Genomic DNA, 26,670 nt, shown 5'->3' on the forward strand with positions numbered 1-26,670 from the left:
ACCAGCCGAGGATGGGATTATGCAATACGGTGACGTGAGCAGATGACTTCCTTGATTGCGTTCTACGACAAGCTCGATCCGTTCGTGTTCGTTTACGCCGTGATACTGCTGCTCGCGGCGATCGTATTGGGCTTTCGAGTATTCCTAGAGCAAAGGAGAACCAGGTGGGCACTCGCGCGATTCCAGCAATTCGTGGACGGTCTGGCGAAGCGCACGCCCGCGGACGTTCGACTGCGCGGCTTGACGCTTGGCGCGATCGACGAAGTCAGAGAACTGGTCACGAAGCAATCCTCCGTGACGCAGGAGTGGTGGCAGCGGATTGAGCATGGCCTTCTCTCTTACGCTGGCCCGCGTTCAGAGGCGGGGTACTTCCTGGATCGCCCGGTCGAAGAGTTGCTCGGAGAATCGGTTCTTGTCGAGAACACGATGAATGTGCGCCTCGCTCGCGCCCTCCCTGGCCTCTTAACGTCCGCAGGACTGCTGGGAACGTTCATCGCCATTCTGAATGGACTACTCCCTCTGAAGGTCGTAAACCTTCAAGTGACGAACATTGACACCCTAATCGAAAATCTGGCCGGAAAATTTCTCACCTCGATTGTCGCGATATTCTGTGCAATCGTCCTTTCATCCTTGGAGATCGGTTGGTTCCGTCGCATTCGCGCACTCCAACACGCGATCTATCGCGATGTCGACAGGCTATTGCCGCAGCTTTCGCAGATCGTGCTGCTGCGCGATCTGCAGCATGACGCGCTTCAGCGCACAGTGTCAATTTCAACTATTTCGAGCGAGGTAGTCGATCGCTTCGCGTCTGTATTCTCTACGAGCTTGCTCCCTGCGTTCGCCGAGAACGTCCGCGGCGAACTCGAACCGACTCTCGCACGACTATCTGAGTCAATGGACAGTATGCGCGGGGCCATTCAACGTCTGGAGGGGCAGAAGCAGGAATCGGTGGTTGGCGAATTCCGAATGCTGGCGGCCGGTATCGAGACGACGCTCCGCACGTCCATGGAGCAGATGGGGCGCGACTTCACGGCGTCGCTTTCTGGATCGGCTTCTAGCGAGTTCGACAGCGCCGCCAAAGCCCTCGGCGCCAGCGCCGAAGTCTTGAGCGGACTGAACTCAAGCTTCACCCAGATGCGCGAGTCGCTTGATCAGGTCGTACTCGAAGCTCGGCGGGCGACTGAGGAGCAGTTGACCAACGGCACCCAGCGCGCGGAGGCGCTCAATACCCTGGTGGAGCAGCTATTGCTGCGGTTGAATGATTCGGCGACTGGCAGCGCGGAACGAATCCATCGACTGCTGGCCGAGTCGGTTGGGAACATGCAGATACAGCTCGGGCAGCTGAGTGAGCAACTCGACGGCCGTTGCGGACGCGACGGCCAACGCCACTACGGCGTCCACTTCGGTCATGGAGAGCGCGACAGCGGCGGCGAAGCTGACCGAGTCTGACGCAGCACTGCTCGCCAGCCGGCTTGAGAGCGCTTTGGAACGCATGGAGGGAGCTGGGGATTCCCTCGGCGCGGCACAACGAACAGTTCGGGAGACGATTGACCATAGTGGTGCCGTGCTCAAGCAGTACGAGCACGTCTCAGCTGATTTGCGAATGAGCAGCGTGGCACTCGCAGGCGCAGCGGCGAGCGCTCGTGAGGCGCAGGAGGCGATGCGCGGAACCATGGGCAAAGCCGGGGAGTCGATTTCGCAACTCGACGCTCTTGCTAGGCGCCAGCAGGAAACGTTGGAGCGTCAGGCGGCGACTCTTCAGCAAGTGCACACCATCTTCGATGGTCTGGACGAACAGCTCTCTGCGGTACTTGGGGTCGTGACGGAACGGTTGCAGCAGCACAACCGATCACTAGAGCAGAACTTCGAAGCGATTCTCCGCACAGTAAATAAGGAGGTGCCCAAGGTGAGCAACTCGCTGTTCAGTGCGACTACCGAGTTGTCTGAGCAGGTCTCGGAACTTAGCGGCGTACTGGACCAACTCCGGCAGGCACTTCGCGACAGGGACAAGAAGTGACTGAAGACGAGGAGAGAGGTGGCCTCGGCGCGTCGTTTACCGATCTGATGACATCCCTGGCGGTAATCTTTGTTTTGCTCACGGTCGTTTTCATCAATCGAGAGGTCGGCACAGCGAAGGATGTTCGCGTTAGCGTGGTGAAGGCGCTGCAAGGATCGCTTACGGCTGCTGGCGTTCCTGAGAGCAGTGTCCGCGAAGACTCATCGTCCGTAGTTGTCATTCTACCTGATTCGGCGTTCTTCGGCGTCGATAAGTCAGCGCTCCTGCCGCTGGGTCGGTCGATCGTGCAGCGCTTGATGCCGGTACTCGCCGACACTTTGTGCAATGATTCGTACCGCCCGCTTCTAGAAACGGTCGTAGTGGAAGGACACACCGACGCGACGAAACCAGCGGACAGCACGGAGGCCGGTGGCCGCCTGTACAACTTGGCGCTTAGCCAGCGGCGCTCCATGGAGTTTGTTACTGTAGCGACCAATGCACTGCTGACGCCGCGCGATAGTGGAGACGGGCGAAGAACCAAGGTCTTCGACTGTTTCGTCGGCCTTGCGTCCGCGACCGGTCGAGGGCAGGAGCAATTGCTGAGCGGGACTGGTTTGACAAGAACGTCTGCGGCGCAGCGTCGCGTGATCCTTCGCATTCGTCTGAAGACTGCGCGCGTGGAGTCGGTCGTTGGCGGAGTGCAGGACGCCCTGCCTGCAGCAGCACGGTGAGAGCGAACAGTGTTTGAGAAGCTCTCCGCGGCGATGTCTCGAATGGTGGCCTATCAGGCGACGCTCGCGTCGGATGATCCTTCGAGTCGGTGGCGGACCGAAACCCGGGTTGAAGGCCTCGCCGAAGCAGTACGCGCTCTCGAGGCGAGGGTGAGTGGTCGCCCAGTCGTTGCGCCGGCTGTGGATGTACGGCAACGCGCTCAGCGCGACTGGGAGCGGGTATCGCCAGATTTCAGCGCCCTATCGCGTCGAGCCATTCGCGTGCTGACTTCCGACGCGTCGTCGCTCATGCAGGACGCTTTCTGGGACGGTCTGCGACAATCCGAGATTCTGAAGAGCTCGCGAACACTCGCTGAGCGGCTGCTTGAAGCCTACGACACAGGATGGACACCGCAGCTCGCGGAGAGAATCGGCGCAACGCTTCGTGACGCGCTCGGGGCACACGAGCAATGCTCGGTCAAAGCTAGAGTCTTTCGTGACCAGCGCGGCTTCATCGGATCCAACGCGGGAAACGAGATTGCCGACTTTGTGGTGCGCGAGCGCATCGATCCGGCGGCGTCTCCGGAAGTCCTGCACCTGGCTAAGGATGGCGCGCTGCTCGAAGCGGTGAGGGATAGCGTCCTCTTCAAGTGGGTCGAGCGACTACGACGCGCCCGTACACTCTCCGATCGTCGAACTCTGCTTGAGTACGGTTTTGCAGTGCTTATTAAGGGCACCGGCACTGAGGGGCCGGTGCGCGCCGAGGCACTCACGGCAGCCATCGAAAGTGTGAACGATCATGAGAGCGAATTGATTGCGTTCCTGCGAAGCACGGTGCTCGGCGGCGCGCAATTCGGCGATCCTCGCAAGCCTGCCAACAGCAGCAAGTGGTCGCTAGTCGCGAAGACGGCGGTGCGTCGCTTCGTCCAATGGCTCGCCAAGGAGGACCTCCGGTTCTTCTTCGAAACGGTCATGGAGAACACCCCAGATCCGCATGGCCGTCAAGCGTTCTGGAACGCGTGGCTGGAGCACCCGCGAATGGTGAACTCCTGTGTGGCACTCTCAACCAGAGATCTTCTCTTCCTTCGTTCGCGCGGCGTGCTCCCGAAGGACGCGGCATTCAGTCGTGTGAGCGGCGGCGCAGACGATGTCAGTGCTTTCCTTCTTCGATTCAGTACGGCGACGGGCGATCTCATCGCCATCGAATTTAGCCAGGTCGGGAACGCGGCCTACTTCCACCACGGCGAGGCATTCGACAAACGAGTGGGGGGGCTACACCGTCCGTTGTACGACCTATCGCGAGACTTGAAGAACAAGTCCACCGAGATTCGCCCCCCTCGCGGCCTGTCGGCCCATTGGGATTGGCACACGACCGGCTGGCAGGATCGATTTAGTAGCGCACTCAGTCTCTTGCTTCGATGACGAACTTCGAACTGGGCTCGCTCGGCCCTGTGCACCTTCGTGCGGCCGACGATGGCATTCGGGTTTTCGCCGGGGGGCTCAGCTCCGCTGACCTCATGTCACCGAGCGCGTGGCCCGAGTTAGCCCTCGCAGCTGCCGGCGGAGCCGAATGCGCGATGGACCTCGCGATGCTCGCTGAGTCGGACAGCCTCGACCTCGACGGCGACGAGGTGATTGTCCCGTTTGACGTCGTCCTCCGATTCCTCGTTGAGGACAGAACGCTCGTCACGAGGTGGGCACCAGTAGCCCCGTTCCTGCTTACGATAGATCGATCGGGCGATCTAGCGACTGCCGGGTTCAGTTACCGTGTGGGTTGGCACCTCGGTGCCGATGCGGTCCCGCTTGAGCGCGCGGGGGCGTACGTGCGGTGGCCACCTCGCAATCAGATCTTCCGTCTGGAGCCGAGAACAGCAGCGATCGTGGAAGCGATGGAGCGCTTCAACGCGACGCCGCCATCGGAGCGTACGCGAAGCGCTGCCTGGTCGACATTCGGGAGCGTACGAATGGAGGCAGAGCGACTCGGTGTGGAGCTCGACGCCGCTCTTCGAGCGAACACGGTGGTGGTGCCATCCGCGGTTGCGCTCGAAATGGTGTGGCACCCCGACGCGACACTGAGCTTCGCCCCACGCATTCCCGAGCTCGCGGGCGATGAGTTCCGCACCGCGTTCTTCAACAATCGAGATGTTCAGGAGGTCTACTCGATCTCGCGGCCAGATGGATCGCGAGTTCGGGTCCTGCTCTCGGATCGCCAGCGAGAAGTTCTTCGACGAATGAAGTCGGTCACCGCGCGCCGTGGTGAAGCGGCGAAGAAGCTCGCGACGCAACCGGAGGAGGTGTTCGACGGAGTACTCGGCGACGTTGAGCTTCATTATGGGGCGCGAGTCACGGGAATCGGTCCAATCGATTTTGGTCCGTCTCCGATCGACCCCGCTTCCGGCGGTGTCGTTGGTCGGCTCGCGGGCCCCCGCGAGCAATCGACGACGTCGCCGGAGGAACGCGCCTCACGGACGCCGCCAGATTCGGTCGAGGCGGAGACTGACGAAGGCGAGCGAGTTGTGCTTCCACTATGGTCCGACGGCTCACGCGAAGCGATGCACGAAGCGGTGGCTGCGGCACTTGCCCGAGGAGATACCTCCGCTCAGATCGAGGGACATCGCGTCCGACTCGACGCCGAGCTCCTAGCAAGTCTCTCGTCTGGCGCAGCGCGGAAGCGAGCGACGGAACGAGCATACCTCCTCATTCGCGAGAACGAGGAGGAGGGTGACACGTTTGACTTGGGCGACCTCGCGTCGGCCAAAGGCGACGTCGCGGTAGTGGAAGATTCGCTTCCAGCGGCTCTCGAGGAAAGCGTCGATCTCAAGTCGCACCAGCTCTCCGGCGTGCAGTGGCTGGCACGTTGCGCATCTATCCCAGGTCGTACCGGGGTGCTGCTCGCGGACGACATGGGTTTGGGCAAGACGCTTCAAGTGCTGACTTTCCTGGCCTCCGCCATTGAACACGGACGTACGGACGACTCGGCGAACACAGGACGCGACGGACCCTTCCGTCCGATTCTGATAGTGGCGCCGCTCATGCTCGTCGACACGGGCACGTGGACGCGCGAGATGGAGCAGCGCTTTCGCTGGCACGGAGCCGTCTTTCGTCCATGGCACGTGCTCCACGGACATGGCATCGCCGAAGTACAGCTCGATTCAGACGTGCCAGATCCGCTCGGTCGGGTGCGTCGGGCTCCGAAGAAGCTGATGGGGTTTCGTGTCGTGATCACGACATACGAAACAGTCGTCAACTACCAGCACTCACTTGCGCAGCAGGTTGACGGTCGCCCGATCTGGAGCATGGTAGTGACGGACGAGGCGCAGGGATACAAGGCGATGCGCACGAAGAAGAGTCATGCGATCAAAGCGCTGCAGCCACCGTTTCAGGTCGCCGCCACCGGGACACCGGTGGAGACGCGACTCCTCGACCTGTGGAACATCATGGATGCCGTGCAACCAGGGCTCCTCGGTTCTGCTCGCGAGTTTACGCGCCGATTTGAAACACCTCTCGTCAGCGAATCAGCGGCCGAGAGTACGGTCCTAGCCGAGCTTCGCCGCGAACTCCTTGTCGGACGACCAAACACTTTCCTCCTGCGGCGCGGGAAGGAAGAGCTTACGGACCTGCCGCCGAAGTACGAGCGCATCCTTAACTGTCGTATGGGACCGCTGGAACTGGAGCACGAGCAGCGGCTCATTCGCGATCTCGGCGCTGGTGCAGGGCGACGGTCGCTCGGAGTTCTACAGGAATTGGCGGCGCGCAGTCAGCACCCGCTGTTTGGAGGAGGAAGCCTATCGCTTTCGTCAGCAGACGATCTCGTGTCGACCTCCGTCAAGCTCCGCGAACTCGTTCGCGTACTTCGCGAGATCGCGGCCGCCCGGGAGAAGGTTCTGATCTTCGCCCTGCGCGTCCCGATCCAGCAGATGCTGTCCTACGTCATCGGCAAGAAGTTCGGCATAGACGTTTCGATCATCAACGGAGAGACAGGGCGCGCTGCGGCAGGCAGCTCCACCGGCGCGCACAGGCGACGACTGCTGGATCGTTTTGAGAAGTCAGATGGCTTTGGGGCAATCGTCCTTTCTCCGTTCGTGGCCGGTGTTGGTCTGACCATTACTGCGGCGAATCACGTGATTCACTATGGCCGATGGTGGAACCCTGCCGTGGAAGGCCAAGCGACAGATCGAGCGTATCGGATCGGCCAGGCAAAACCAGTGACGGTCTACTACCCCATTCTCCGTGCTCCAGAGGATGCTCTGCCCGGGGGGACATTCGACGAAGCACTGCACAGCCTCATTATGCGACGCAGGGCGCTCGCGCGAGACTTCCTGCATCCCGAGGCCGGCGAAGGTGAATTGGCTACGGAACTGGCGAGCAGTTTGGCGGGAGGATCACTCGCCGAGGGAGATCGGTCAACGCCACCTTCCGACGTTGCGGCTGCTCTCGCGGCTTGGCACAGGAGGGAGGGTGCCGTACCGCTTCTGGTTGCTGGTGTGGGTCATGCAGGTGCAGCCGCGCTGTTTGTGTATGGTCGCTCCGTCTTGGTTTGGCCCTCCAATCCAGCGCAGATTAGTGCAGCGGTGAGGTGGAGCGCGCTTCTACCGGGTGCAATTGTGCGACGCGCGGAGGCGCTGTCGGTCGTTCATTCGGTCACGGACGGCGATGCAAGGGCAGAGCGAACGCGAGAGATCGACAACCCAGCGATGGTCATCGAATTGGCGCGCAGAGCGATTCGCTAGGGTGATGCACATCGGAAGAAGCAAGGCGTTGGCACTCGCGCGCGAGATTTCCACCGAAACGCTTGCGCTGTGCAAATCTTGATGGGTCAGCGGTGCGACCTCCAGCCTCCGACGGAGCGTCGGAGCTGGGGTGGGGCGCGAGCACAGGCGCGTACTCCATGTCGGTGGTAGAATCGCGCATGTCATAAATGCTCTTTGTCGAACTCACGCCGCCATCATTAAAGCGCGCCGGGCGTGGCGCCGCATCCTTTAGGGGATGCGCGTCCGAAGATCTCGCGCAGAAGCGCAGGCGCACCTCGGAATGCTCTCGGCCGACGGAGGAGAGGCCTCCTGGTAGTCCAACGTCACGTCACCACCGTCGGCCCCTCCCGCCCCGTCAACTCCTTCAACCGCGACAACTCCAACGCTGCCGCGATGTAGCCCCCCAACGCCTCCTGCGCATCCCGGTCCTGCCGTCCGGCATCCGCCTCATACGACTCCACATACAGCCGCAACGTCGCCCCAGCCGTTCCCGTCCCCGACAGCCGGAACACGATCCGCGCTCCGCTGGCAAAGATGACGCGCAACCCCTGGTTGGCGCTCGTGCTCCCGTCGATGGGATCGAGGTACGAGAAGTCATCCACCTGCGCCAGGATGTCGCCGGCGATCGCGGCACCGAGCAGCGCCTGCCCCTTCGACCGCGCCGACTCGACAACCGCCTTGGCCGCAGCCGCGTCGACCTCCTCGTAGTCGTGCCGCGTGTAGTAGTTGCGCCCGAAGCGCTTCCAGTGCGCGCACGATCGCCTCGACCGATTCGCCCCGCGCGGCGACGATGTTGAGCCAGAACAGCACGGCCCACAGCCCGTCCTTCTCGCGCACATGGTTGGAGCCGGTCCCGAACGATTCCTCACCACACAGGGTGACCTTGCCGGCATCGAGCAGGTTGCCGAAGAACTTCCACCCGGTCGGCGTCTCGAACGAGGCGATGCCTAACGCCTGGGCCACGCGGTCGCTGGCGGCGCTGGTAGGCATGGAGCGCGCGACGCCGGCGATGCCGTCCTGGTAGCCGGGGGCCAGCGTGGCGTTGGCGGCGAGGAGGGCGAGCGAGTCGGACGGGTTCACGAAGAAGCGCCGCCCGAGGATCATGTTGCGGTCGCCGTCGCCGTCACTGGCCGCGCCGAAGTCGGGGGCGTCGGCGCCGAACAGCTCCTCCACCAGGTCGTGCGCGTAGGTCAGGTTGGGATCGGGGTGTCCACCGCCGAAGTCGGGGAGCGGGGTTCCGTTGATCACGGTGCCGGCCGGGGCGCCGAGTCGACGCTCGAGGATCTCGGTGGCGTACGGCCCGGTGACGGCGTGCATGGCGTCGAAGCGCATGCGGAAGCTGCCGCTCGACAGCAGCGTCCGAATGGCGGGGAAGTCGAAGAGTGACTCCATGAGCGCGGCGTAGTCGGCGACGGGGTCGACGACCTCCACGGTGAGCGCCCCCAACGTGTACGTCCCCGGGGAGCCTAACGGGATGTCGGGGGCGTCGACCAGGCGATACGCGGTGAGGCTGCGTGTGCGGTCGGCGATGGCGGCGGTCACCTTCTCGGGTGCGGGGCCGCCGTTGGACATGTTGAACTTGATCCCGAAGTCGCCGTCGGGGCCGCCCGGGTTGTGGCTGGCGGAGAGGATGATCCCGCCATCGGCCTTGCGCAGGCGGATGAGGTGCGACGCCGCCGGGGTCGAAAGGAGCCCGTCCTGCCCGACGATCACGCGCCCGACGCCGTTGGCGGCGGCCATCCGCAGCACGGTCTGGATCGCCTCCTTGTTATAGAAGCGACCGTCGCCCCCCACGACGAGCGTTGCCCCCGGCGGGAGCGCCACGGCGTCGAAGGTGGATTGGACGAAATTCTCGAGATAGTGCGGCTGCTGAAAGACCGTCACCTTCTTGCGGAGCCCGGAGGTGCCGGGGGTCTGGCCTTCGAAAGGAGTGGTGGCGACGGTGCGAGGCATGTGTCGGGAAGAGGCGAGCCGTGCGAGCACCCCAGCGACAGCTCGGGTCCACGATTCCGGCGAAGACGCGAGAGAAACTAACGCCACTCCTCCGCATTCGTCGCCGGCCGCCCCGCCACCTTGCGCCCCAGCTCCACGGTCTTGAAGCCGTTCTCCCCCCACCCGATCACGAAGACGCTGAACCCCTGCTTCATCCGCAGCTCGATGTCGCCCAGCCCGGCCGGATAGCCGCAGGCGACGTTGAACTCCTTGCAGGCGGCGAGCACGGACTGGATCGCGGCCTCCCACCCGGCTTCGTCAAATACGCGCTTGCCGGCAGCGTCAGTGGTCGTGAAGACGCCGCGCAGCGTCCCCGCCCCCGGGAAGAGCACGCCGATTCCCTTCACGGCGGCGATCTCCCGAATGCGCGCCAACCCCGCCTTGCTCTCGACGATGCTCCAGTTGACCAGCTCCCCCTTGGGGTTGAGCGGCCAGAGGTCGGCCCTGGCGCGGTACTCCTGCTCGCTCATCCCCCACAGCTTGGGCGCGGCCCCGACATCATCGGGACGCGTGCCGCCGCTCGCCGCGGGACGCATCATCGCCAGCCCCTGCTTCACCTCCTCGGCGCTCTCCACCCCGACGAAGACGATGGTGCTCACGCCGAGGTTGAGCTGCTGCGCGATGCGTGCGCGCGCCTTGATCGGGTCGGGGGCGATCTCGGGGGTCTTCACGACCAGCGGCTGACGCAGGCGGCGCTCGCCACCGCTGGCGAACGGTTCGGCCGACCAGTAGCCCTTGGCGAACTCGGTGAAGCTCGTGTAGCCGGCATCGAAATCGTGCTCCATCCCGCCGTCGAAGATGTAGTCGCTCCCCCCCTGGGCGAGCGCGTCGGCCGCGAGCTGGGCGGGCGACTTGGGAGGCGTCTCGGGCGCTGGCGGAGTACCCGGCCTGGCGGGGGACGACGGTTGCTGGGCGCGTACAACCCGAAGACCGGCTTCCTTGCCGCGAGCAGGTCGACCAGCGGGTTGAGGTGCGGTGCCCCCTGCGCATGGAGGGGAGCGGCGACCGCGGCGGTGACGAAGGGGGCGACCAGGAGGAGGCGACGCATGGGGCGACGGGACGGGAGACGGGAGACGGGAGACGGCAGGGGACAACGTTTCGTCCCACCGCGCCGTTGAAAGGCGTTACGCGCTGAAACCAATTGTATGTAAAGTTGGCGCGTCCGATACGTCGCGTTACCCTTGCCAGTCAGCTACCCGCGGCCGACAATAGCGCGGCTCGGGCATACGGCGGTCGAACCCCTCGGAGGATCGCGGATGAAGGCACTCGCTGCCCTGACGGCAACCGGACTTCTGGTGCTCGTCGCAGGGCCGGCTCAACCGCTCCACGCGCAGGCGCTGTCGGCCCGCCCGATCGGGGCCCGCACCTTTCCGCACGCCACGGCGAAGTCGACCACGAAGGCGACGGCTATCGGCGCCGAGGTGCTCACCGGTGTCGTCAAGAAGACCTGCACCGGCTGCCACTCGCAGACGCGGAAGCTCGGCAACCTGGTGCTCGAAGGGTTCGACGTGGCCCAGGCGGCGCAGAACGCCGAGCTGACCGAGAAGATGATCGGGAAGCTGCAGGCGGGGATGATGCCGCCGCCGGGGCGCGCGCGGCCGGGGGGGGACACGCTGGCCACGCTGCAGGCGACGCTCGAACGGCTGGTCGATACACGCGCCGCCCTCAAGCCCGAGCCGGGGTCGCGCAACTTCCAGCGCCTCAACCGGGCCGAGTACGCGCAGTCCATCAAGGAGCTGCTCACGCTCGACATCGACCCGGGAAAGTGGCTCCCGCTCGATACGAAATCGGCCAACTTCGACAACATCGCCGACGTGCAGATGCCGTCGGCCACGACGCTCGATGCCTACCTCGACGCCGCGAGCGAGATCGCGCGCCTCGCGGTGGGCGACCGCAAGGCCAGCCCCACCTCCGCGACCTACAAGGTCCCGCGCCTCGCTTCGCAGCTCGAGCATGGTGGAGGGGCGCCGCTCGGGACGCGCGGCGGGACCGCGGTCACGCACAACTTCCCGCCGACGGCGAGTACGTCTTCGCCATCACGCTGCACAACATCCCCACCGGGCAGCTCTACGGCTCGGCGGCCCCGATCGACGAGAAGGTCGAGATCGCGGTCAACGGCGAGCGCGTGGCGGTGCTCGAGGTCGATCGCTGGATGTCGCAGGCCGACCCTAACGGGATGGAGCTCAAGTCGCCCCCCATTCGCGTCCGCGCCGGTCCGCATCGCATCTCGGCGGCCTTCGTGAAGACGTTCGAGGGGCCGGTCAACGACCTCATCGCCCCCATCGGGCACTCGATCGCCGACACGCAGATCGGGGCCGACGGCGGGATCACGATCCTCCCGCACCTGCGCGAGCTGGTGGTGCTGGGGCCATATCACCCGACGGGGGTGTCGGACACGCCGAGCCGGAAGCGGATCTTCAGCTGCCGCCCGCTTTCGGCGGCCGAGGCGCGCCCGTGTGCGCAGAAGATCCTCACCTCGTTAGGCTCGGTGGCCTATCGCCGGCCGCTGGCGGCGAGCGACGTGCAGGGGGTGCTCAAGTTCTACGATGAAGGGGCGAAGGAGTCTGGCTTCGAGGGCGGGGTGCGCTTCGCGCTCGAGGCGCTGCTCTCGTCGCCTCACTTCATCTTCCGCGTGGAAGAGAAGCCGGCGACGGCCAAGCCGGGCGATCGCTTGCCGTCTCCGACCTCGACGTGGCGTCGCGCCTCTCGTTCTTCCTGTGGGGGACGCCCCCCGATGCGTCGCTGATCGCCGCCGCCAGGCGCGGGGCGCTGTCGACGACGGCGGGGGTGCAGGCGCAGGCGCGCCGCATGCTGGCCGACCCGCGCTCCGAAGCGCTGGCCACGCGCTTTGCCGCGCAGTGGCTGCGACTGCAGGACCTGGACAAGGTGCACCCCGATGCGCTGCAGTTCCCCGACTATCACCAGCAGTTGGCGGACGACATGCGGCGCGAGACGGAGACGTTCTTTGCGCAGATCGTGCGCGAGAACAAGAGCGTCCTCGACCTGTACACGGCCAACTACACGTACCTCAACGAGTCGCTGGCCGGGCACTACGGCATCGCCGGTGTGACCGGCCCCGAGTTTCGCCGCGTGCAGTACACCGACGACAAGCGCGCCGGGATCCTGGGACACGCGAGCGTGCTGACGCTCACGTCGGTGGCCAACCGCACCTCGCCGGTGCTGCGCGGCAAGTGGGTGATGGAGGTCTTGTTAGGCTCGCCGCCGCCGCCGCCGCCGCCCGGGGTCCCCGACCTCGAGGAGACAAAGGACGCCAAGGAAGGGCGGATGCTGACCACGCGCGAGCGGATGGAGATGCACCGCGCCAATGCGACGTGCAAGTCGTGTCACATGTTCATGGACCCGATCGGGCTGGCGCTGGACAACTTCGACGTCACGGGGCGCTGGCGCATTCGTGAGAATGGGATGCCCCTCGATACGCGCGGCGACTTCTACGACGGGACGCCGGTCTCGACCCCCAGCCAGCTGCAACGTGCGCTCATGAAGCGCCCCACGCCGCTGGTGCGGACCTTCACGCTCAACCTGATGGCCTACGCCACCGGGCGTCGGATGGAGTACTACGACATGCCGGCGATTCGTCGCATCTCCAGCGACGCGGCGGCCAAGGGGTATCGCTTTGCGGACTTCGTGAGCGGCGTGGTCGCGAGCGAAGCGTTCCGTGCCAAGCGCGTGTCGGTGGCCAACGCCGCCGTCAAGACCAACGACTGACCTCTCTCACGAGCGGAGACGCTGACGTGTTTCGATCCCTTACGGCCAAGCCCCTTCCGCGCCGGACGTTTCTGCACAGCATGGGCGCCACGGTGGCGCTCCCGTTCCTCGACGCGATGGTCCCGACGGGGCGCGCGCTGCGGGGGAAGGCGGCGGCCGACCGCACGCGCCTGGTGGCGATCGAGATGGTGCACGGCGCCGCCGGGTGCAACGAGCTGGGGGCCAAGCTCAACCTCTGGTCGCCCGCCGCGGCGGGGAAGGGGTTCGACCTCGCCCCCACCGCCCTGCACTCGCTGGAGAAGTACCGCGACTACCTGACCATCGTCTCCAACACCGACGTGCGGCAGGCGGAGCCGGTGATCCCCAAGGAGATCGGGGGCGATCACTTCCGCTCCAGTGCGGTCTTCCTCACGCACATGCACCCGCGCCAGACCGAAGGGTCGGACGTGCGCGTGGGAACATCGCTCGACCAGCTGTACGCGCAGCGCTTCGGGCAGGACACGCCGATCCCGTCGATGCAGCTCTGCATCGAGAACGTGGACCAGGCGGGAGGGTGCGCGTATGGCTACGCCTGCGTGTACACCGACTCGATCTCGTGGGCATCGGCGACCGAACCGCTCCCCGTCATTCGCGACCCGCGGGTGGCGTTCGAGAAGCTCTTTGGCGTGGGCGGGACGAGCGAGGAGCGTGCCACGCGCCGCCGCTCGCGCCGCTCGATCCTGGACTTCGTCGCGAGCGAGATGTCGTCGCTGCAGCGCATGCTTGGCCCCGACGACAACCACCGCCTGGATCGCTACCTCGAGGACATTCGCGAGGTGGAGCGCCGCATCCAGCGCATCGAGGCGCGCAACACGTCGGGCGAGGTGCGCGAGCTCCCCGAGGCGCCGGCCGGCGTCCCCGATTCGTTCGCCGAGCACGTGCAGCTGATGTTCGACATCCAGGCGCTGGCCTTCGCGGCGGATATCACGCGGGTCTTCTCGTTCAAGATGGGGCGGGACGGGTCGTCGCGGACGTATCCGGAGAGCGGGACCGACAAGCCCTTCCACCCGGCGTCGCACCACGGGGGGACGGAGCGCGGGGTGAAGGACTTCCACATGATCAACAAGTACCACGTGGCGATGCTCCCCTACTTCCTGGACAAGCTCAAGAGCATCCAGGAGGGCGAGTCGAACATGTTGGACAAGACGATGATCATCTACGGGTCGCCGATGGGCGACTCGAACCTGCACAACCATCGGCGTTGCCCCCTGATCGTGCTCGGGAAGGCGAACGGGCAGCTCGCCGGGAACCAGCACATTGTTGCGCCTGACGGAACGCCCATGGCGAATGCGATGCTGACGATGATGCACTCGCTCGGCATGGACGACCTCAAGGAGTTTGGCGATTCCACGGGGGCGCTCAATCTGAGGACGCATGCGTAGGCGCGGGGTGGCGGGGGTCGGCGCCATTGGCGTGGTGGCGGCACTCGGCGCTTTGGGATTGGCGTCCGGGGGGCTCTCTGCGTTGAGCACGGCGTTGACCACAGAGAACACAGAGGGGCGGGAGAACACGGGGGGAGTTGCGTGGGCGCGCGCGTTGGCGTCCGTGGAGGCGCCGGTCGCCGACGCGGCCATGCGGCGGGACTCGTTGCGGGTGCGGGCGCTCATCCGGGAAGGGGCCGACGTCAATGCGGCGCAGGGCGATGGGATGACGGCGCTGCACTGGGCGGCGATGCATGGTGATGCGTCGCAGGCTCGGATGCTCATCAGCGCCGGCGCGCGCCTCGATGCCGTGACGCGCAACGGGAGTTATGCGCCGCTGCACTTGGCGGCCAAGGGCGGGCGGGCTGCCACCGTGGCGGCGCTCGTCGAGGCGGGGGGCGACGTGAACGTCGCGACTGCCAGTGGTGGTGCCACGCCGTTGCACCTGGCCGCGGAGATCGGCGACACGGCGGTCATTCGCGTGCTGCTGTCGCACAAGGCGACGGTCGACATTCGGGAGAGCGCCTTCGGGCAGACGCCGCTCATGTGGGCGGCGGCGGCGAACCGGGTGGAGGCGATGCGCGCCCTCCTCGCGGGCGGCGCCGACCTCAAGGCGACGTCCAAGGTCACCGACATGGCGGCGGAGGAAAAGGCGGCACGTGCGGCGCTGACGCTGCGCACGCGCAAGGTGGCGGCGCTCAAGGCGGCGGAGCAGCCGCCGCGGCCGGCGGGGACGGTGACAGCGACGACGCCAGCGGCCGCCAACGGGGCAGCGAACCCGGCGGCCGATGCCCCAAGGCGCGACGCGTTCCACCGCACCTGCCGCGAGCACCGCGACGGCGGCGCCTAACGCCGCTTCCAGGACCGCCGCCGACACCGTCAAGCGCACGCCGGCCGATTCGGCGCGCCTCGCGGCGGAGAACCGGTCGCTGTCGTACGGAGAACTCGTCGGGAAGTCTGGCGGGCTCACTCCGCTGCTGTTCGCCGTGCGGCAGGGGCACAGCGCATCGGTGCTGGCGCTGCTCGCGGCGGGGGCCGACGTGAACCAGGTGAGCGCGGGGGACCACACGTCGCCCCTCCTGATGGCCACGATCAACGGGCAGTTCGACCTGGCGATGGTCCTGCTGGGGAAGGGGGCCAAGCCCACGCTGGCGAGCGACGCCGGGACGACGCCGCTGTACGCGACCATCAACGTGCAGTGGGCCCCCAAGTCGCTCTACCCGCAGCCCACGGCACAGCTGCAACAGGAGACGGGGCACCTCGCCCTGATGGAGGCGCTGATCAAGGGCGGGGCCGACGTCAACGCCCGCCTCAACAAGCACCTCTGGTTCATGTCCTACAACTTCGACTTGTTAGGCGTGAACAGCGAGGGGGCGACGCCGTTCTGGCGCGCGGCGTACGGGCTCGACATCCCGGCGATGAAGCTCCTGCTGGCCAACGGCGCCGATCCCAAAGTCGCAACGAAGAAGCCCGCCGGCCGCCTGCGTGGCGACGACGCCCCGCCGGCCGAAGGGGCGGCGCCGAAGGACGAGTCTGGGCTGCCGCCCATTCCCGTGGGGGGGCCGGGGGTCTTCCCGATTCACGCGGCCTCCGGCGTGGGCTACGGCGAAGGCTACGCCGCCAACTCGCACCGCCATGCGCCCGACGCGTGGATCCCGGCGGTGAAGTACCTCATCGAGGCGGTGGGGGCCGACGTCAACGCGCGCGACCACAATGGCTTCACCCCGCTGCACCACGCGGCGGCACGCGGCGACAACGCGCTCATCGAATACCTGCTCTCCAAGGGAGCCGACATTCACGCGGTCGCGCGGCGCGGCCAGACGGTGGCCGACATGGCCAACGGTCCGGTGCAGCGCATCCCCCCGTTCGTGGAGACGGTGAAGCTCCTCGAGAAGCTCGGGTCGAAGAACTCCAACAAGTGCAAGTCGTGCTGACGACTGGCCGCTCGCGTTAGGCGCGGGCGGCAGGCGCTACCGCGCGGGGCGCGCCCGGCTCACGGATACGAGGCCCGCCCGCGCGAGCACGCCGTGGCGCCGGATGGCGGAGAAGTTCCCGGCGCCGGTCGCCCCCGGCAGCGTCATCTTGGCCTGGCTCAGGACCGTCGAGTCGGCGACGAGCTCCGCCGGGCCGGCCGGGACGCCGTTGAGCTTGAGGATGTAGGCCACCACATCGGCGTACTCGGTCTTCGCCAGCATCCCCGGGTTGTTGTCGGGCATGGTGGTGCTGATGTTCTTGAACAGGTCGAACGTCGTCTGCCCCCCCCACTTGAGGCGGAAGTCGGCGTTGGACAGGTCGACGCGCTCGTGGCACTCGAGGCAGACGCGGGTGAAGAGCTGCGCCCCTCGCTCGGCCTGGGCGTCGGTGTAGGAGCTGTCGGCAGAGGTGCGCACGGGCGCCGAGGCGTCCTGCGCCTCCGTGGGACGCGCCAGGAGTGAGGCGAAGAGAAGGGCGGTCGCGAGCGGGCGGATGTCGAGTCGCATGGCGGGAGAGGGGGGAAACAGGCAGCCGAAAATTGCCCGCCTGTCGCGCCGCGGGCAACCGGTGCGGTGTGCTCGGTGCCTGCGCCTGCTCTGGTACACCGGAACGACGGAGGGCGGCGCCGACAGGCACCGCCCTCCGTCTCGAACACCGTGCCGGGATGCCTAACGTGCGCTGTTCACGCAGGTCCCCTGGTCGCCGAGCCCCACCGCGAAGCGGAGCACGATGAGCGCATCGGAGGCATCCAGCGCCCCGTTGCAGTTGGCGTCGCCGTGTGGCATCACCGTCAGCGGCGAGGGGAGCTGGATGGCCGCCAGCCCGCGCTGGATGAGCAGGGCGTCGGCCGCGTTCACGATGCCGTTGCGGTCGACGTCGCCGCGAAGGATCGGCGGCTCCGTGATGAGCGGGAGCGTCCAGATCCCGCGACCGTAGGTGCCGGCCACCAGGCGGTTGGACGCCGCGTGGTAGACGAGGTCGGTCACCGGGACGAGCGGGAGCCCCTGCGTGAGCGACCAGCTCACGCCGGCGTCGATGGTCTCGAAGACGCCGAGGTCGGTCCCGGCGAAGAAGCGATTGCGCGACGGGGTGAAGGCGAAGGCGTTGACCGGGACGTCGGGGAGGTTGCCGGTGAGGTTGGCGAAGTTGGTCCCGGCGTCGGCGGTGATGAGGATCTTGGAGGGGCCGAAGCCACCGTGGGTGATGGCGAAGCGCCGCGAGTCGTTGGGGTCGCCGACGATGTCGGTGACGGGACGCTGCACCGCGGTGCCGCCGAACCAGTTGGTGCCGCCGTTAGGCGTCCAGAAGATGAATCCCGCGGTGGTGCCGCCGAAGATGACGTTCGGCGCGCCCTTGCCGATGGCGATGGCATTGATCTCGTTCTGCACGGTGGGGCTGAACTGGACCCACGTGGCCCCCAGGTCCTGCGAGCGCTCGATGGCCCGCGTCCCCGCCCAGAGCGTGCGTGGCACGAGGGGATCGATAGCGAACGGGGTGATGAACGGTGCCTGGAAGTTGAAGCGCGGGGGGATGTACGTGAGCGAGCGTGCGTTCACGTCGAGCCGGCCGAGCTGTCCACCCTGCCAGGACACGAGGACGGTGTTGGGATTGGTATAGTCGATCATGGCGTAGCCACCGTCGCCGTAGCCGACCCCCGACCAGAAGAGCGAGCCGCCGGACATCATGCTGCCGTTGTCCTGGGTACCGCCCACCACCACGGCGGGATTGGTCGGGTGCACCGCGATCCCGGGATAGAACTGGGTCGCCGAGATCCCGTTGTTGAGCGTCCGCCAGCTGCTACCGCCATCCGTCGACTGGAAGATGCCGCCGTCGCAGGTGGCGACGATGCGTCGCGAGTCGGCGGGGTCGAAGACGGCGCTGTGCCAGTCGGAGTGCACGTTGCCGGCGATGACGTTGAACGTGCTCCCGCCATCGCGCGATCGAAACAGGCGCACACCGCCGATGATCAACTTGTTCTCGTCGACGGGGTCGACGGAGAGGACGAGGTTGTACTCGCTCTGCGTGCCGAAGTCGCCCTCGTCGTACTGCTGCTGGAAGGTGATGCCGTTGGCGGCGAGCAGGGCCCACTGGCCGGTGAACTCATCCCAGCGCGCGAGGGTGCGGAAGGCGCGGTCGGACGGGTTGGCGACGATGGCCCAGACCGATCCCGGTCGTGCGGGGCTCACCGCCAGCGCGGTGCGGCCGAGCGAGGACGGGGTGCCGAGCGATTGCGAGATCAGCGCCCAGCTGGAGCCGCCGTTGGTGGAGATGTAGACGCCGTTGGCGGCGGCGCCGAACAGGTTGCCGATCGCGGCGTACCAGACTTCGGGGCGCGTGGGGTGCTGCACCACGTCGGTGGCGAAGCCCTGGAGCACGTTGCTCCACGAGGCGCCGGAGTTGGTGGAGCGGATGAGCCCGAGGTTGGTGGCGGCAAACAGCGTCGTGCCGGTGGCCGATCCGGCGGTCGCCCGATCGATGCTCACATGGTAGACGAAGCCCCCCAGCTGCCCCGCCGGGGCGAGGATGCTGGCGGCGACGCGCGTCCAGCTGTCGCCACCGTTGGTCGACTTGAGGATGCCGCAGCCATCGGTGTAGCCCACCGGATCGAAGGTCTCGCCGGTGCCGGCGTAGACGATGTCGGGGTTGACGGGATCGATGACGATGTGGCCGATGGCGGTGGAGCACTCGGTGTCGCCTAACGCCTGCCAGGACGCGCCGCCGTTCACGGTGCGCCAGATGCCGGCGCTGCCGGCGCCGGCGAGCATGACGCGCGGGTTGCGCGGGTTGATGGCGATGGTCGAGAAGCGCCCTTCGTCCTGCATGGGGGCCGAGGCGTAGCGCGTGTTCATGCTGATGAAGCCCATGGGCCCCATCGGCTGCCAGCGCTCGCCGGCCAGGCTGCTGGAGAAGGCACCGGCGCGCGCGGACGTCCGCATCTCGCGCATCGCCGCGACCTTGTCGTGCGGGACGCGCCCATCGGCGCCGGCCCGCTGCGAGACCCACCACTGGCGGCGCTGGCGCACATCGCCTTCGCGCATCTGCTCGCCGGTGAGCTGCTGCGCCGGGAGCGCGATGGGCCGGGCGCCGAGCGCCAGGAGGCCCAGGACCGCGAGGCGGAGGGCGGCGTGCATCGCGACGCGCGGCGACGTGCGCGGGGGGACGCTCAAGGAGGGGCTCATGGACTCGCTCGTGTTCTCGCTGATGTATTCGCTCATTTGGTCGCTCACGGGATCATCGTCAGTGAGAGCGCATTGCTCGTCCCGTTCGGCGTGACCACCGAGACGGCGAAGGTGCCGGGCGCAAAGGAGGAGGGGCGTCCGCGGGCGGCGGTGTCCGGGTAGGTCAGCGACATGGCGAACCGGATGGTCGCCCCCGCCGAGTCGGCGGGCAGCATGTCGAACGACGCGCGCCCGATGCGGACGGTGTTCGCGCCGACGACGAAGGTCCCCGTACCGCCCGGGACAAAGCCGGACCCGACCAGCGTGAGCGTCGGCGCCTCGCCCTTGCCCAGGCGAATCGTGTCCGGAGTGATGCGCGTGAGTCGCGGTGCAGCCGACGGGGTGCTGGCGGCGACGGGCGTGCTGCCGGCGACTGGGGTACTAGCGGCGACGGGCGTGCTATCGCCAGCTGCAGCGTCTGGGGTGGCGGCCGCCGCACTGCCGGCCGAGTCACCCGCGGTGCTGGTGTCGCTCGTGCTACCGGCCCGCGGGGCACAGGCCGTCGTCGCCGTCAGGAGCACCGTGGCCAAGAGCATGGTGGCCACGGGCGCGTGCTGGAAACGGCGCGTCGAATCGGGACGCATCATGGCTGGCGGCTCCGGTCGGGGGCGACGCGGACGTTCGGCATGCCGGAGAAGAGGGCGGCGCGCGTGTCCTGCACCTCGAGCTTGGGCGTCAAGTCGGCGAGCGCCACGCTGTGCAATTCGTCGACGAGGAGGCCGAGGCGGCGCAGCCCGCGCGGGTCGATGACCTTGGCGCGCACCCGGAAGAGGAGTCCACTGGGGATCCCCTTGGCGGCGGCGCCTGCCACGCGGTACTCGCCGATGATCGGGTTCATCGCGCGCAGGACGTTGTCGCTGACGCTGTCCGGACCCACGACCTGGAGCTGCAACGAGTCATAGAGGAAGCGCGCGGTGAAGCTCCCCACCGCTCCCCCGGTGTCGGCCTTGGCGAAGGCCGAGATCGTGACTTCGGTCCCGGCGCGGGCCAGGGTGTCGGAGACGAGGATCCAGGCGTTGGCAGAGATGGGCGGCGCGGCCGGGCGTGGCGGCGAGATCGTCGCACGTTCGTCGTTGCAGCCGGCGGCGAGCAGGGCGGCGCCGAGCAGCGCCAGTGAGGTGCGACGTGCCGTGCGACGCGCGGTGTGACGCGCGGCGTCACGCGCGGTGTGATGCGCCGTTGGCGCAGGGTGGCGGTCAGGCGTGGTGTGCGACATGGGCAGCAGTCCGGGAATCGGCGGATGGGCGCGCGGCGGGCGTGGCGTGTTGAGACTCGGCATGATCATGGCACCAGCGGGATGTTGACTCCGGTGCTTCGCGCCGCGAGGTTCTGCAGGTTGGTGTCGTACATCTCCAGCGGGTTGATCACGATCTCGCGGTTGAACAGGAAGCCGAGGCCGGCGTTGGAGGTGAGCGTCACCCGAACGATCGGGACGACGCCGCTGAGCCCCGACGGCGCGGTGAGGCTGATGCGCAGCGTGTTGAGCCCCGCGTCGACGCCGAGGACCACGTTGCCGACGAGTCCCTGTGCGTTGATGCTGGCGACCATCTCGTTCGGGATGCCCACGAGGATGGTGGCAGCGCCGATGGTCGTGGACCGCGTGTCGAGGACGATGTCGAAGCCCGCCGTGACGCCGGCGCGCACCTGGATGGGGGCGATCTGTGTCGTGCTGACCACGGGGCCGGTGGGGTCGCGCGGCACGGTCACGTAGACCGAGTCGCGGATGTTGGGCGACCCCGAACCGAAGGCGCGCACCCATGAGCTCCCGCCGGCGACGCCGGTGATGGCGCCGGTCGGGCGCACCGAGGCGGTGTTGGCGTTCATCGAGCTGTAGACCATGGACACCTGCGGCAGCGGATTGCCGAGCAGGTCGCGCGCGACGGCGCTCAGGTTGAGCGTGGCCCCCGGGTCGAGCAGGAAGAGGCGCTGCGCGGTGGTGCCGTACGTGACGCTCTGGACGCCGCTGCCGGGTGCATTCTGGATGTTGAGGTTCCCGGTCACGACGGCGGCCTGCGCCCCACTACTGAATCGCAGGCGTAGGGTCGGCGGGGGGAAGGCGTTGGCCGAGAGGAAGGTCAGCTGTTCGAAGCGCGCGACCCCCTGGTTGTCGGTGATGGCCACGTCGTTCAGCAACTCGCCGTTGGCGTCGAGCACGGTGGCGCGCACTGGGGCGCCGGCTCGGCGCACGACGTTGCCGGACGTATCCGCCAGTTGCAACGCTGGCTGCTGCAGGAGCGGCACGCCGACCGTCACCGTGCCGGACGGCTGCTGGAAGAAGGCGACGAAACGCGCCGGCCCGGCGTCGAGCTGGATGGCCGCACTGGTGACCGGCGCCAGCCCGCCCGTCGTGAAGACGAGCGTGCGCGGCCCGGCCGACCCGATGAGCCGCAACCCGGCGAAGCGCGCGACGCCGACGGCGTCGGTCTGCGCCGCGGCCCCCGTGAGCACACCGCCCCCCGTGGCGATCGCCGCGGCGACCCCGCGTCCGGCATCGGCGACGCCGTTGCCGAAGCGGTCGGTGACGCGCACCACGACATCCGAGGGGAAGGGGATCGTGTTCTCGACGACCGTGGGCTGCGACGTCACTTGCAGCTGCGACGCGTCGCCGGGGGCGAGGGTGATGCTCCCGGTGGTCGCCGACACCTGGTCGGCGGTGAAGCGGAGCTGCCGATTGCCGACGAGCCCTTCGAGGGCGAGCGAGGCGAAGGTCGCCTCGCCGAGCGTGTTGGTCGTGGCGGCGTTACCGGCAATCGCCCCGCTCCCCTGCGCCAGTGTGGCGGTGACCGGCGTCGGACGCGACATCGGGTTGCCGAACGCGTCACTGAGACGGGCAACGACGCCCGGAGCGATGACGACGCCCGCCCGTGCGAAGGTGGGGACGTTCTGCAGCGTGATGGTGGCCGTCGTGCCGGCTTCGAGGGCGACGGGGGGGGCGGCGACGGTCGGAAGGCCGGTGGCGGTGAAGGCGATCGTGCGCGGCCCCGCGCTCACGAGTCCGGAGAGCGTGAGCGCGCTGAAGGTGGCGATGCCGTTGGCGTCAGTGGTGGCCTGCGCCCCGCCCAGCGTTCCCGCCCCGCTCTGCAGCGTCGCGGTGATCACGGTCCCCGGTCGGTTGACGATGTTGGCGTACTGGTCTTTCGCGCGCACGACCGGCGCCGGGGTGACGGGGACGCCCGCACGAATGGAGGCGGGGAGTCCGGTCACCAGCTCGATGGTCGCCGGCGTGGCGGCGGCCGCGGTGGCGACGAGTTGCGCGCTGGCGGAGCCAGCCGTTGCGGTGAGCGTCTGCGACCCCGCCGTTGTCCCTAACGTCCATGTGCCGGCGGTCGCGCGCCCGTTGTCATCGGTTTGGGCAGAGGTCGAGCTGATCGTCCCGGCCGACGTCGTGAACGAGACCGTGGTGCGCGGGACGGGGAGGTTGTCCGAGGTGCGCACCGTGACGGTGATCGTACCCGAGACCGCCGCACCCACCGTTCCCGACGCCGTGCTGCCGGCGTCGAAGGTGACGGAGGCGGGTGTGCGCGTCGGCGGAGGCGTTACTCCTCCACCGCCGCCACCATCGCCCCCTCCGCCGCAACCGGACTGGAGGATGACGGCGACCGCCAGGACCAGGGCGCGTGGCACCCAGAGGTTCGATTGCCGGACTCGCATCGTGACTCGGCTCCCGTGTGCGGCGCCACCTCCCGGACTCGGGGACTGGCGCCTGTGTTCGGTTCACGCGCCGGGCGGCGCGAGGGGGCGGAGTATGCATCCCCAATCGGTAACGCGCGAGAAGTGTCCAATCCGGCTCATCCGGATCGTTACTCGCGGTCGGCTAGCTCGCCGGCGGATACCAGATTTCCCCTTCCAGCCGGGCCACACGGTCGCGCGCCGGACCGAGCGTCCGAAAGGCAGCAGCCGCCCGCCCCATCGCGATCGCCGAGGCCAGAGCATCGAGGGCGTCTTCGGAGGCCGCGGCGGCGTCACGGAAGTGGGCGGGGAGCGACGGGTGCACGCTCTCCAGGAAGTCCGCGCGCCCCTGCGCCTTCCCCTTGGTCACTGCCCCCGTGAGGAGCCGCGGATAGATCTCCACCACCAGCGGCGCCCGCGGAAGGCGCGGCGCGTCGAACGGCCAGATGGCGCACCCCGCCTGCTGCAGCGTCAGCAGGTGCGGCATCCCGCGAATCGCCCCCGTCCCCACCGAGCCGGCGCCGCCGACCTGCAGCGTCGACTTGGGACGAATGCCCGCGACGGACGGAACCTCGCGCTCGGTGCGCCGAAAGTGCTCGGGGACGATTGGGCGGGGACACCCCGGTCGCCCCCAGAACGGATAGGGCGCCTCGGCCAGCCAGCGCTCCCCCTCGCGCGCCGCGAGCGCCCACGCCGCGGGGGCATGGCTCAGCTGATGCTCGATCAGGAACCAGGCGGGAAACGAGAACGAGAAATCGAGCCCGATCACGACGTTGGGATCGCGCGCGACCTCGTCGAGGAGGTGCGCGACCAGCCCCTCCCGCGAGCGGCCAGACTCGAGTCGCACGAGGCGCATGTCGCTTCCGCCTGATGCCGCCCTGCACTCGGCGAGCCAGATCTTGCGCGCGGCGCCGGTCGCGGCACCCGACCAGTCGACCGCGAGGATGCGAGGGAGCATCCGCGGATGCTAAGCGGGGCCCGGTCCCTCGTCCACGACGCGCTGGCCGGAGGCCGACGATGGCCCGCGAGCGGCGGCGGGGTCGCTGCGGTTGGGGACGAGCGGTAGACTCCGCGCCATGTCGAACCCCTTCGCCATCCTGCTCGAGCCGGTCCGCATCGGGCCGGTGACGTCGCCGAACCGCTTCTATCAGGTGCCGCACTGCAACGGCATGGGGTGGCGGATGCCGGAGGCGTTGGCGGCGATGCGCGGGGTGAAGGCCGAGGGGGGGTGGGGGGTCGTCTGCACGGAAGAGGTGGAGATTCACCACACCAGCGACCTGTCGCCGTACTTCGAGGGGCGGCTCTGGGAGCGCGAGGATTCACCGGCGCTCGCGCGCATGGTGGAGGCGGTGCATGCGCACGGGTCGCTGGCAGCGATCGAGCTGGTGCACAGCGGGGCCAACGCGGTGAACCTCTACTCGCGCGCGACGTCGCTGGCTCCCCGGTCGATGTCGGTGCTCGGCGGGAGCGGATACGAGCCGACGCAGGCGCGCGCGATGACCAAACAGGACTTCCGCGATGTGCGCCGTTGGCATCGCGCGGCGGCGCTGCGGGCGCGTGACATCGGCTTCGACATCGTGTACTGCTACGCGGGACACATGCTCACGCTGCCGATGCAGCTCCTCTCGCGTCGCTTCAACGACCGCCACGATGAATACGGCGGGTCGCTGGAGAACCGCGCGCGCCTGCTCCGTGAGCTCATCGAGGAGACGCGGGAGGCGGTCGGCGCGCGCTGCGGGATCGCCGTCAGGCTGGCGGTGGACGAGCTGATTGGCCAGGACGGGCTCACCAGCGCTGGCGAAGGACGCGACGTCGTGGAGATGCTCGCCGAGCTTCCCGACCTGTGGGACGTGAACATCAGCGGGTGGAGCAACGACTCGGCGACGTCGCGGTTCACGAAGGAGGGGTACCAGGAGCAGTACTGCGGCTTCGTGAAGTCGGTGACCAGCAAGCCGGTGGTAGGGGTGGGGCGCTACACCACGCCCGACGCGATGGTCTCCGCGGTGCGACGGGGGGTGCTCGACCTCATCGGAGCGGCGCGCCCCTCGATTGCCGATCCGTTTCTCCCGGCCAAGATCCGCGATGGGCGCTGGGACGAGATACGCGAGTGCATCGGCTGCAACATCTGCGTGTCGGCCGACTTCAAGCTCGTCCCCATCCGCTGCACGCAGAACCCGACGATGGGAGAGGAGTGGCGCCGCGGCTGGCACCCCGAGCGCATCGCGGCCCGCTCGAGCGACGAACAGGTGCTGGTGATCGGCGGAGGGCCGGCGGGGCTCGAGTGCGCGCGGGCGCTGGGGCAACGCGGCTACCAGGTGGTGCTGGCCGAACGACGCGACGAGTGGGGGGGGCGCGTGGCGCGCGAGGCGCGCCTGCCCGGGCTCACCGAGTATCGACGCGTGGTCGACTGGCGACTGGACCGACTACGCGCCCTGCCAAACGTGGCGCTGTATCCGGGGAGCGAGGTGTCGGTCGACGACGTGCTGGAGTTCGGGGCGCCGCACGTGATCGTGGCGACCGGTTGCACCTGGCGACGCGACGGGATCGGGCGCAACCAGTGGCGTCCCGTCCCCGGCGTCGAACGGGCCGCCGTCTTCACCCCGGACGACATCCTCGACGGACGCCTCCCCACGGGGCGGGTGCTCATCTACGACAACGACGGCTTCTACCTGGGCGGCGTGATTGCCGAGCGGTTGGCGCACGCGGGGTGCACGGTCACGCTGGTGACGCCGGCGCCGCTGGTGTCGTACTGGACGCAATACACGCTCGAACAGGAGCGCGTGCAGGCACGCCTGCGTTCGCTCGGCGTGCGCATGCACACGCAGCGCACCCTGCTCGCGCTCGACGTGGGGAGCGCGCGCTTCGCCGACGCCCTGCGCATCGAGGAGGTCGAGGACGAGCACGACGCGGTCGTCCTGCTCACCGACCGCATGCCCTCCGACGCGCTCTACACCTCGCTGTGTCCGCTGGTGGAGGATGGGCGCCTGACGACGCTGCGGTGCATCGGCGACGCCGAGGCACCAGGGATCATCGCGCAGGCGGTCTTTGCGGGGCACCTCGCGGCGCGCGAGTTCGGGACGGTACCGACGGGCGACACGCCATTCCGAGTGGAACGCTGGCCCGGCGGGGTGGGCGCCACGCCGTTCGAGGCCCGCTGAGCCGGGGCTCGAACGC

19 protein-coding genes and 1 pseudogene are annotated in these 26,670 nt (G+C 67.7%); 12 read left to right on the plus strand and 8 right to left on the minus strand.

Translation table 11 applies throughout. From position 1 onward, the window contains the following. Window positions 1-42 precede the first annotated feature (42 nt). The 5 genes from IPN47_16180 (at window position 43) to IPN47_16200 (ending at window position 7,436) form a co-directional block, all read left to right on the plus strand. Window positions 43-1,449, plus strand: a complete 1,407-nt coding sequence (locus tag IPN47_16180) for a hypothetical protein (protein ID MBK9409551.1) — start codon at window positions 43-45, stop codon at window positions 1,447-1,449. Further along, a complete protein-coding gene (locus tag IPN47_16185; protein MBK9409552.1) occupies window positions 1,409-2,017 on the plus strand; it encodes a hypothetical protein in 609 nt (202 codons plus the stop codon). The genes IPN47_16180 and IPN47_16185 overlap by 41 nt, the downstream gene beginning before the upstream one ends. Beyond that, the gene (locus IPN47_16190; GenBank protein MBK9409553.1) at window positions 2,014-2,727 is read left to right on the plus strand and encodes a hypothetical protein; all 714 of its coding nucleotides are present in this window, start codon (window positions 2,014-2,016) and stop codon (window positions 2,725-2,727) included. Before IPN47_16185 ends, IPN47_16190 begins: the two co-directional genes overlap by 4 nt. 42 nt (window positions 2,728-2,769) lie before the next feature. Then, entirely contained in the window at window positions 2,770-4,128 is a 1,359-nt protein-coding gene (locus tag IPN47_16195; protein ID MBK9409554.1) for a hypothetical protein, read from the plus strand. Between the two features lie 167 nt (window positions 4,129-4,295). Beyond that, on the plus strand, window positions 4,296-7,436 hold the full coding sequence (locus IPN47_16200; GenBank protein MBK9409555.1) for a DEAD/DEAH box helicase: 3,141 nt from the start codon (window positions 4,296-4,298) through the stop codon (window positions 7,434-7,436). Between the two features lie 344 nt (window positions 7,437-7,780). Here the strand turns inward: IPN47_16200 and IPN47_16205 are convergent. Both IPN47_16205 and IPN47_16210 read right to left on the minus strand, forming a co-directional pair. Next, window positions 7,781-9,410 (minus strand): annotated as a pseudogene (locus IPN47_16205) (alpha-D-glucose phosphate-specific phosphoglucomutase). A 77-nt stretch (window positions 9,411-9,487) separates the two neighbouring features. After that, on the minus strand, window positions 9,488-10,234 hold the full coding sequence (locus IPN47_16210) for a hypothetical protein (protein MBK9409556.1): 747 nt from the start codon (window positions 10,232-10,234) through the stop codon (window positions 9,488-9,490). A gap of 471 nt (window positions 10,235-10,705) precedes the next feature. Here IPN47_16210 and IPN47_16215 point away from each other — a divergent pair, with 471 nt between their 5' ends. The 6 genes from IPN47_16215 to IPN47_16240 all read left to right on the plus strand — a co-directional run bounded on the left by IPN47_16215 (window position 10,706) and on the right by IPN47_16240 (window position 16,569). Further along, window positions 10,706-11,692: a DUF1587 domain-containing protein gene (locus IPN47_16215; protein ID MBK9409557.1), complete on the plus strand. Its 987-nt coding sequence runs from the start codon at window positions 10,706-10,708 to the stop codon at window positions 11,690-11,692. Continuing rightward, window positions 11,602-12,195 (plus strand): DUF1595 domain-containing protein, encoded by a 594-nt coding sequence (locus IPN47_16220; GenBank protein ID MBK9409558.1) that lies wholly within the window; start codon window positions 11,602-11,604, stop codon window positions 12,193-12,195. The genes IPN47_16215 and IPN47_16220 overlap by 91 nt, the downstream gene beginning before the upstream one ends. After that, window positions 12,141-13,175, plus strand: coding sequence for a DUF1592 domain-containing protein (locus IPN47_16225; GenBank protein ID MBK9409559.1), 1,035 nt, complete (start codon window positions 12,141-12,143; stop codon window positions 13,173-13,175). The genes IPN47_16220 and IPN47_16225 overlap by 55 nt, the downstream gene beginning before the upstream one ends. Window positions 13,176-13,255: 80 nt before the next feature. Further along, complete coding sequence (locus IPN47_16230) at window positions 13,256-14,596, plus strand: DUF1552 domain-containing protein (GenBank protein ID MBK9409560.1); 1,341 nt, start codon at window positions 13,256-13,258, stop codon at window positions 14,594-14,596. A 163-nt stretch (window positions 14,597-14,759) separates the two neighbouring features. Next, window positions 14,760-15,485, plus strand: a complete 726-nt coding sequence (locus IPN47_16235) for an ankyrin repeat domain-containing protein (GenBank protein MBK9409561.1) — start codon at window positions 14,760-14,762, stop codon at window positions 15,483-15,485. Next, window positions 15,424-16,569, plus strand: a complete 1,146-nt coding sequence (locus IPN47_16240) for an ankyrin repeat domain-containing protein (protein ID MBK9409562.1) — start codon at window positions 15,424-15,426, stop codon at window positions 16,567-16,569. The genes IPN47_16235 and IPN47_16240 overlap by 62 nt, the downstream gene beginning before the upstream one ends. Before the next feature lie 36 nt (window positions 16,570-16,605). Here the strand turns inward: IPN47_16240 and IPN47_16245 are convergent, their stop codons facing one another. From IPN47_16245 to IPN47_16270, 6 genes are all read right to left on the minus strand, one after another. After that, window positions 16,606-17,115, minus strand: coding sequence for a c-type cytochrome (locus IPN47_16245; GenBank protein MBK9409563.1), 510 nt, complete (start codon window positions 17,113-17,115; stop codon window positions 16,606-16,608). A gap of 162 nt (window positions 17,116-17,277) precedes the next feature. Further along, window positions 17,278-19,788: a hypothetical protein gene (locus IPN47_16250; GenBank protein ID MBK9409564.1), complete on the minus strand. Its 2,511-nt coding sequence runs from the start codon at window positions 19,786-19,788 to the stop codon at window positions 17,278-17,280. Window positions 19,789-19,832: 44 nt separating this feature from the next. Beyond that, window positions 19,833-20,414 carry a hypothetical protein gene (locus IPN47_16255; protein ID MBK9409565.1) on the minus strand — a complete coding sequence of 194 codons (582 nt, stop codon included), beginning with the start codon at window positions 20,412-20,414 and terminating at the stop codon, window positions 19,833-19,835. Continuing rightward, window positions 20,411-21,112 (minus strand): hypothetical protein, encoded by a 702-nt coding sequence (locus IPN47_16260; GenBank protein MBK9409566.1) that lies wholly within the window; start codon window positions 21,110-21,112, stop codon window positions 20,411-20,413. Before IPN47_16260 ends, IPN47_16255 begins: the two co-directional genes overlap by 4 nt. Next, window positions 21,109-23,451, minus strand: a complete 2,343-nt coding sequence (locus IPN47_16265; protein MBK9409567.1) for an Ig-like domain-containing protein — start codon at window positions 23,449-23,451, stop codon at window positions 21,109-21,111. The genes IPN47_16260 and IPN47_16265 overlap by 4 nt, the downstream gene beginning before the upstream one ends. Before the next feature lie 190 nt (window positions 23,452-23,641). Next, window positions 23,642-24,454, minus strand: coding sequence for a hypothetical protein (locus tag IPN47_16270; GenBank protein MBK9409568.1), 813 nt, complete (start codon window positions 24,452-24,454; stop codon window positions 23,642-23,644). 118 nt (window positions 24,455-24,572) lie between these two features. On the opposite strand from IPN47_16270, the gene IPN47_16275 reads away from it, so the two are divergent. Next, window positions 24,573-26,654, plus strand: a complete 2,082-nt coding sequence (locus tag IPN47_16275) for an FAD-dependent oxidoreductase (protein ID MBK9409569.1) — start codon at window positions 24,573-24,575, stop codon at window positions 26,652-26,654. Window positions 26,655-26,670: the final 16 nt, after the last annotated feature.

This window comes from Gemmatimonadota bacterium (assembly GCA_016719105.1).
In the GTDB taxonomy this organism is placed as follows: Bacteria; Gemmatimonadota; Gemmatimonadetes; order Gemmatimonadales; family Gemmatimonadaceae; genus SCN-70-22.

Excerpts from the sequence above, each read along its gene's own strand:
- IPN47_16270 (MBK9409568.1), bottom strand. The coding sequence starts at position 24,454 with ATGCTCCCTCGCATCCTCGCGGTCGACTGGTCGGGTGCCGCGACCGGC.
- IPN47_16250 (MBK9409564.1), bottom strand. The coding sequence starts at position 19,788 with ATGAGCCCCTCCTTGAGCGTCCCCCCGCGCACGTCGCCGCGCGTCGCG.
- IPN47_16240 (MBK9409562.1), top strand. The coding sequence starts at position 15,424 with ATGCCCCAAGGCGCGACGCGTTCCACCGCACCTGCCGCGAGCACCGCG.
- IPN47_16255 (MBK9409565.1), bottom strand. The coding sequence starts at position 20,414 with ATGATGCGTCCCGATTCGACGCGCCGTTTCCAGCACGCGCCCGTGGCC.
- IPN47_16180 (MBK9409551.1), top strand. The coding sequence starts at position 43 with ATGACTTCCTTGATTGCGTTCTACGACAAGCTCGATCCGTTCGTGTTC.
- IPN47_16215 (MBK9409557.1), top strand. The coding sequence starts at position 10,706 with ATGAAGGCACTCGCTGCCCTGACGGCAACCGGACTTCTGGTGCTCGTC.
- IPN47_16210 (MBK9409556.1), bottom strand. The coding sequence starts at position 10,234 with ATGGAGCACGATTTCGATGCCGGCTACACGAGCTTCACCGAGTTCGCC.
- IPN47_16200 (MBK9409555.1), top strand. The coding sequence starts at position 4,296 with ATGCTCGCTGAGTCGGACAGCCTCGACCTCGACGGCGACGAGGTGATT.
- IPN47_16220 (MBK9409558.1), top strand. The coding sequence starts at position 11,602 with ATGTCGCAGGCCGACCCTAACGGGATGGAGCTCAAGTCGCCCCCCATT.
- IPN47_16195 (MBK9409554.1), top strand. The coding sequence starts at position 2,770 with ATGGTGGCCTATCAGGCGACGCTCGCGTCGGATGATCCTTCGAGTCGG.
- IPN47_16185 (MBK9409552.1), top strand. The coding sequence starts at position 1,409 with ATGGAGAGCGCGACAGCGGCGGCGAAGCTGACCGAGTCTGACGCAGCA.
- IPN47_16260 (MBK9409566.1), bottom strand. The coding sequence starts at position 21,112 with ATGATCATGCCGAGTCTCAACACGCCACGCCCGCCGCGCGCCCATCCG.
- IPN47_16245 (MBK9409563.1), bottom strand. The coding sequence starts at position 17,115 with ATGCGACTCGACATCCGCCCGCTCGCGACCGCCCTTCTCTTCGCCTCA.
- IPN47_16275 (MBK9409569.1), top strand. The coding sequence starts at position 24,573 with ATGTCGAACCCCTTCGCCATCCTGCTCGAGCCGGTCCGCATCGGGCCG.
- IPN47_16230 (MBK9409560.1), top strand. The coding sequence starts at position 13,256 with ATGGGCGCCACGGTGGCGCTCCCGTTCCTCGACGCGATGGTCCCGACG.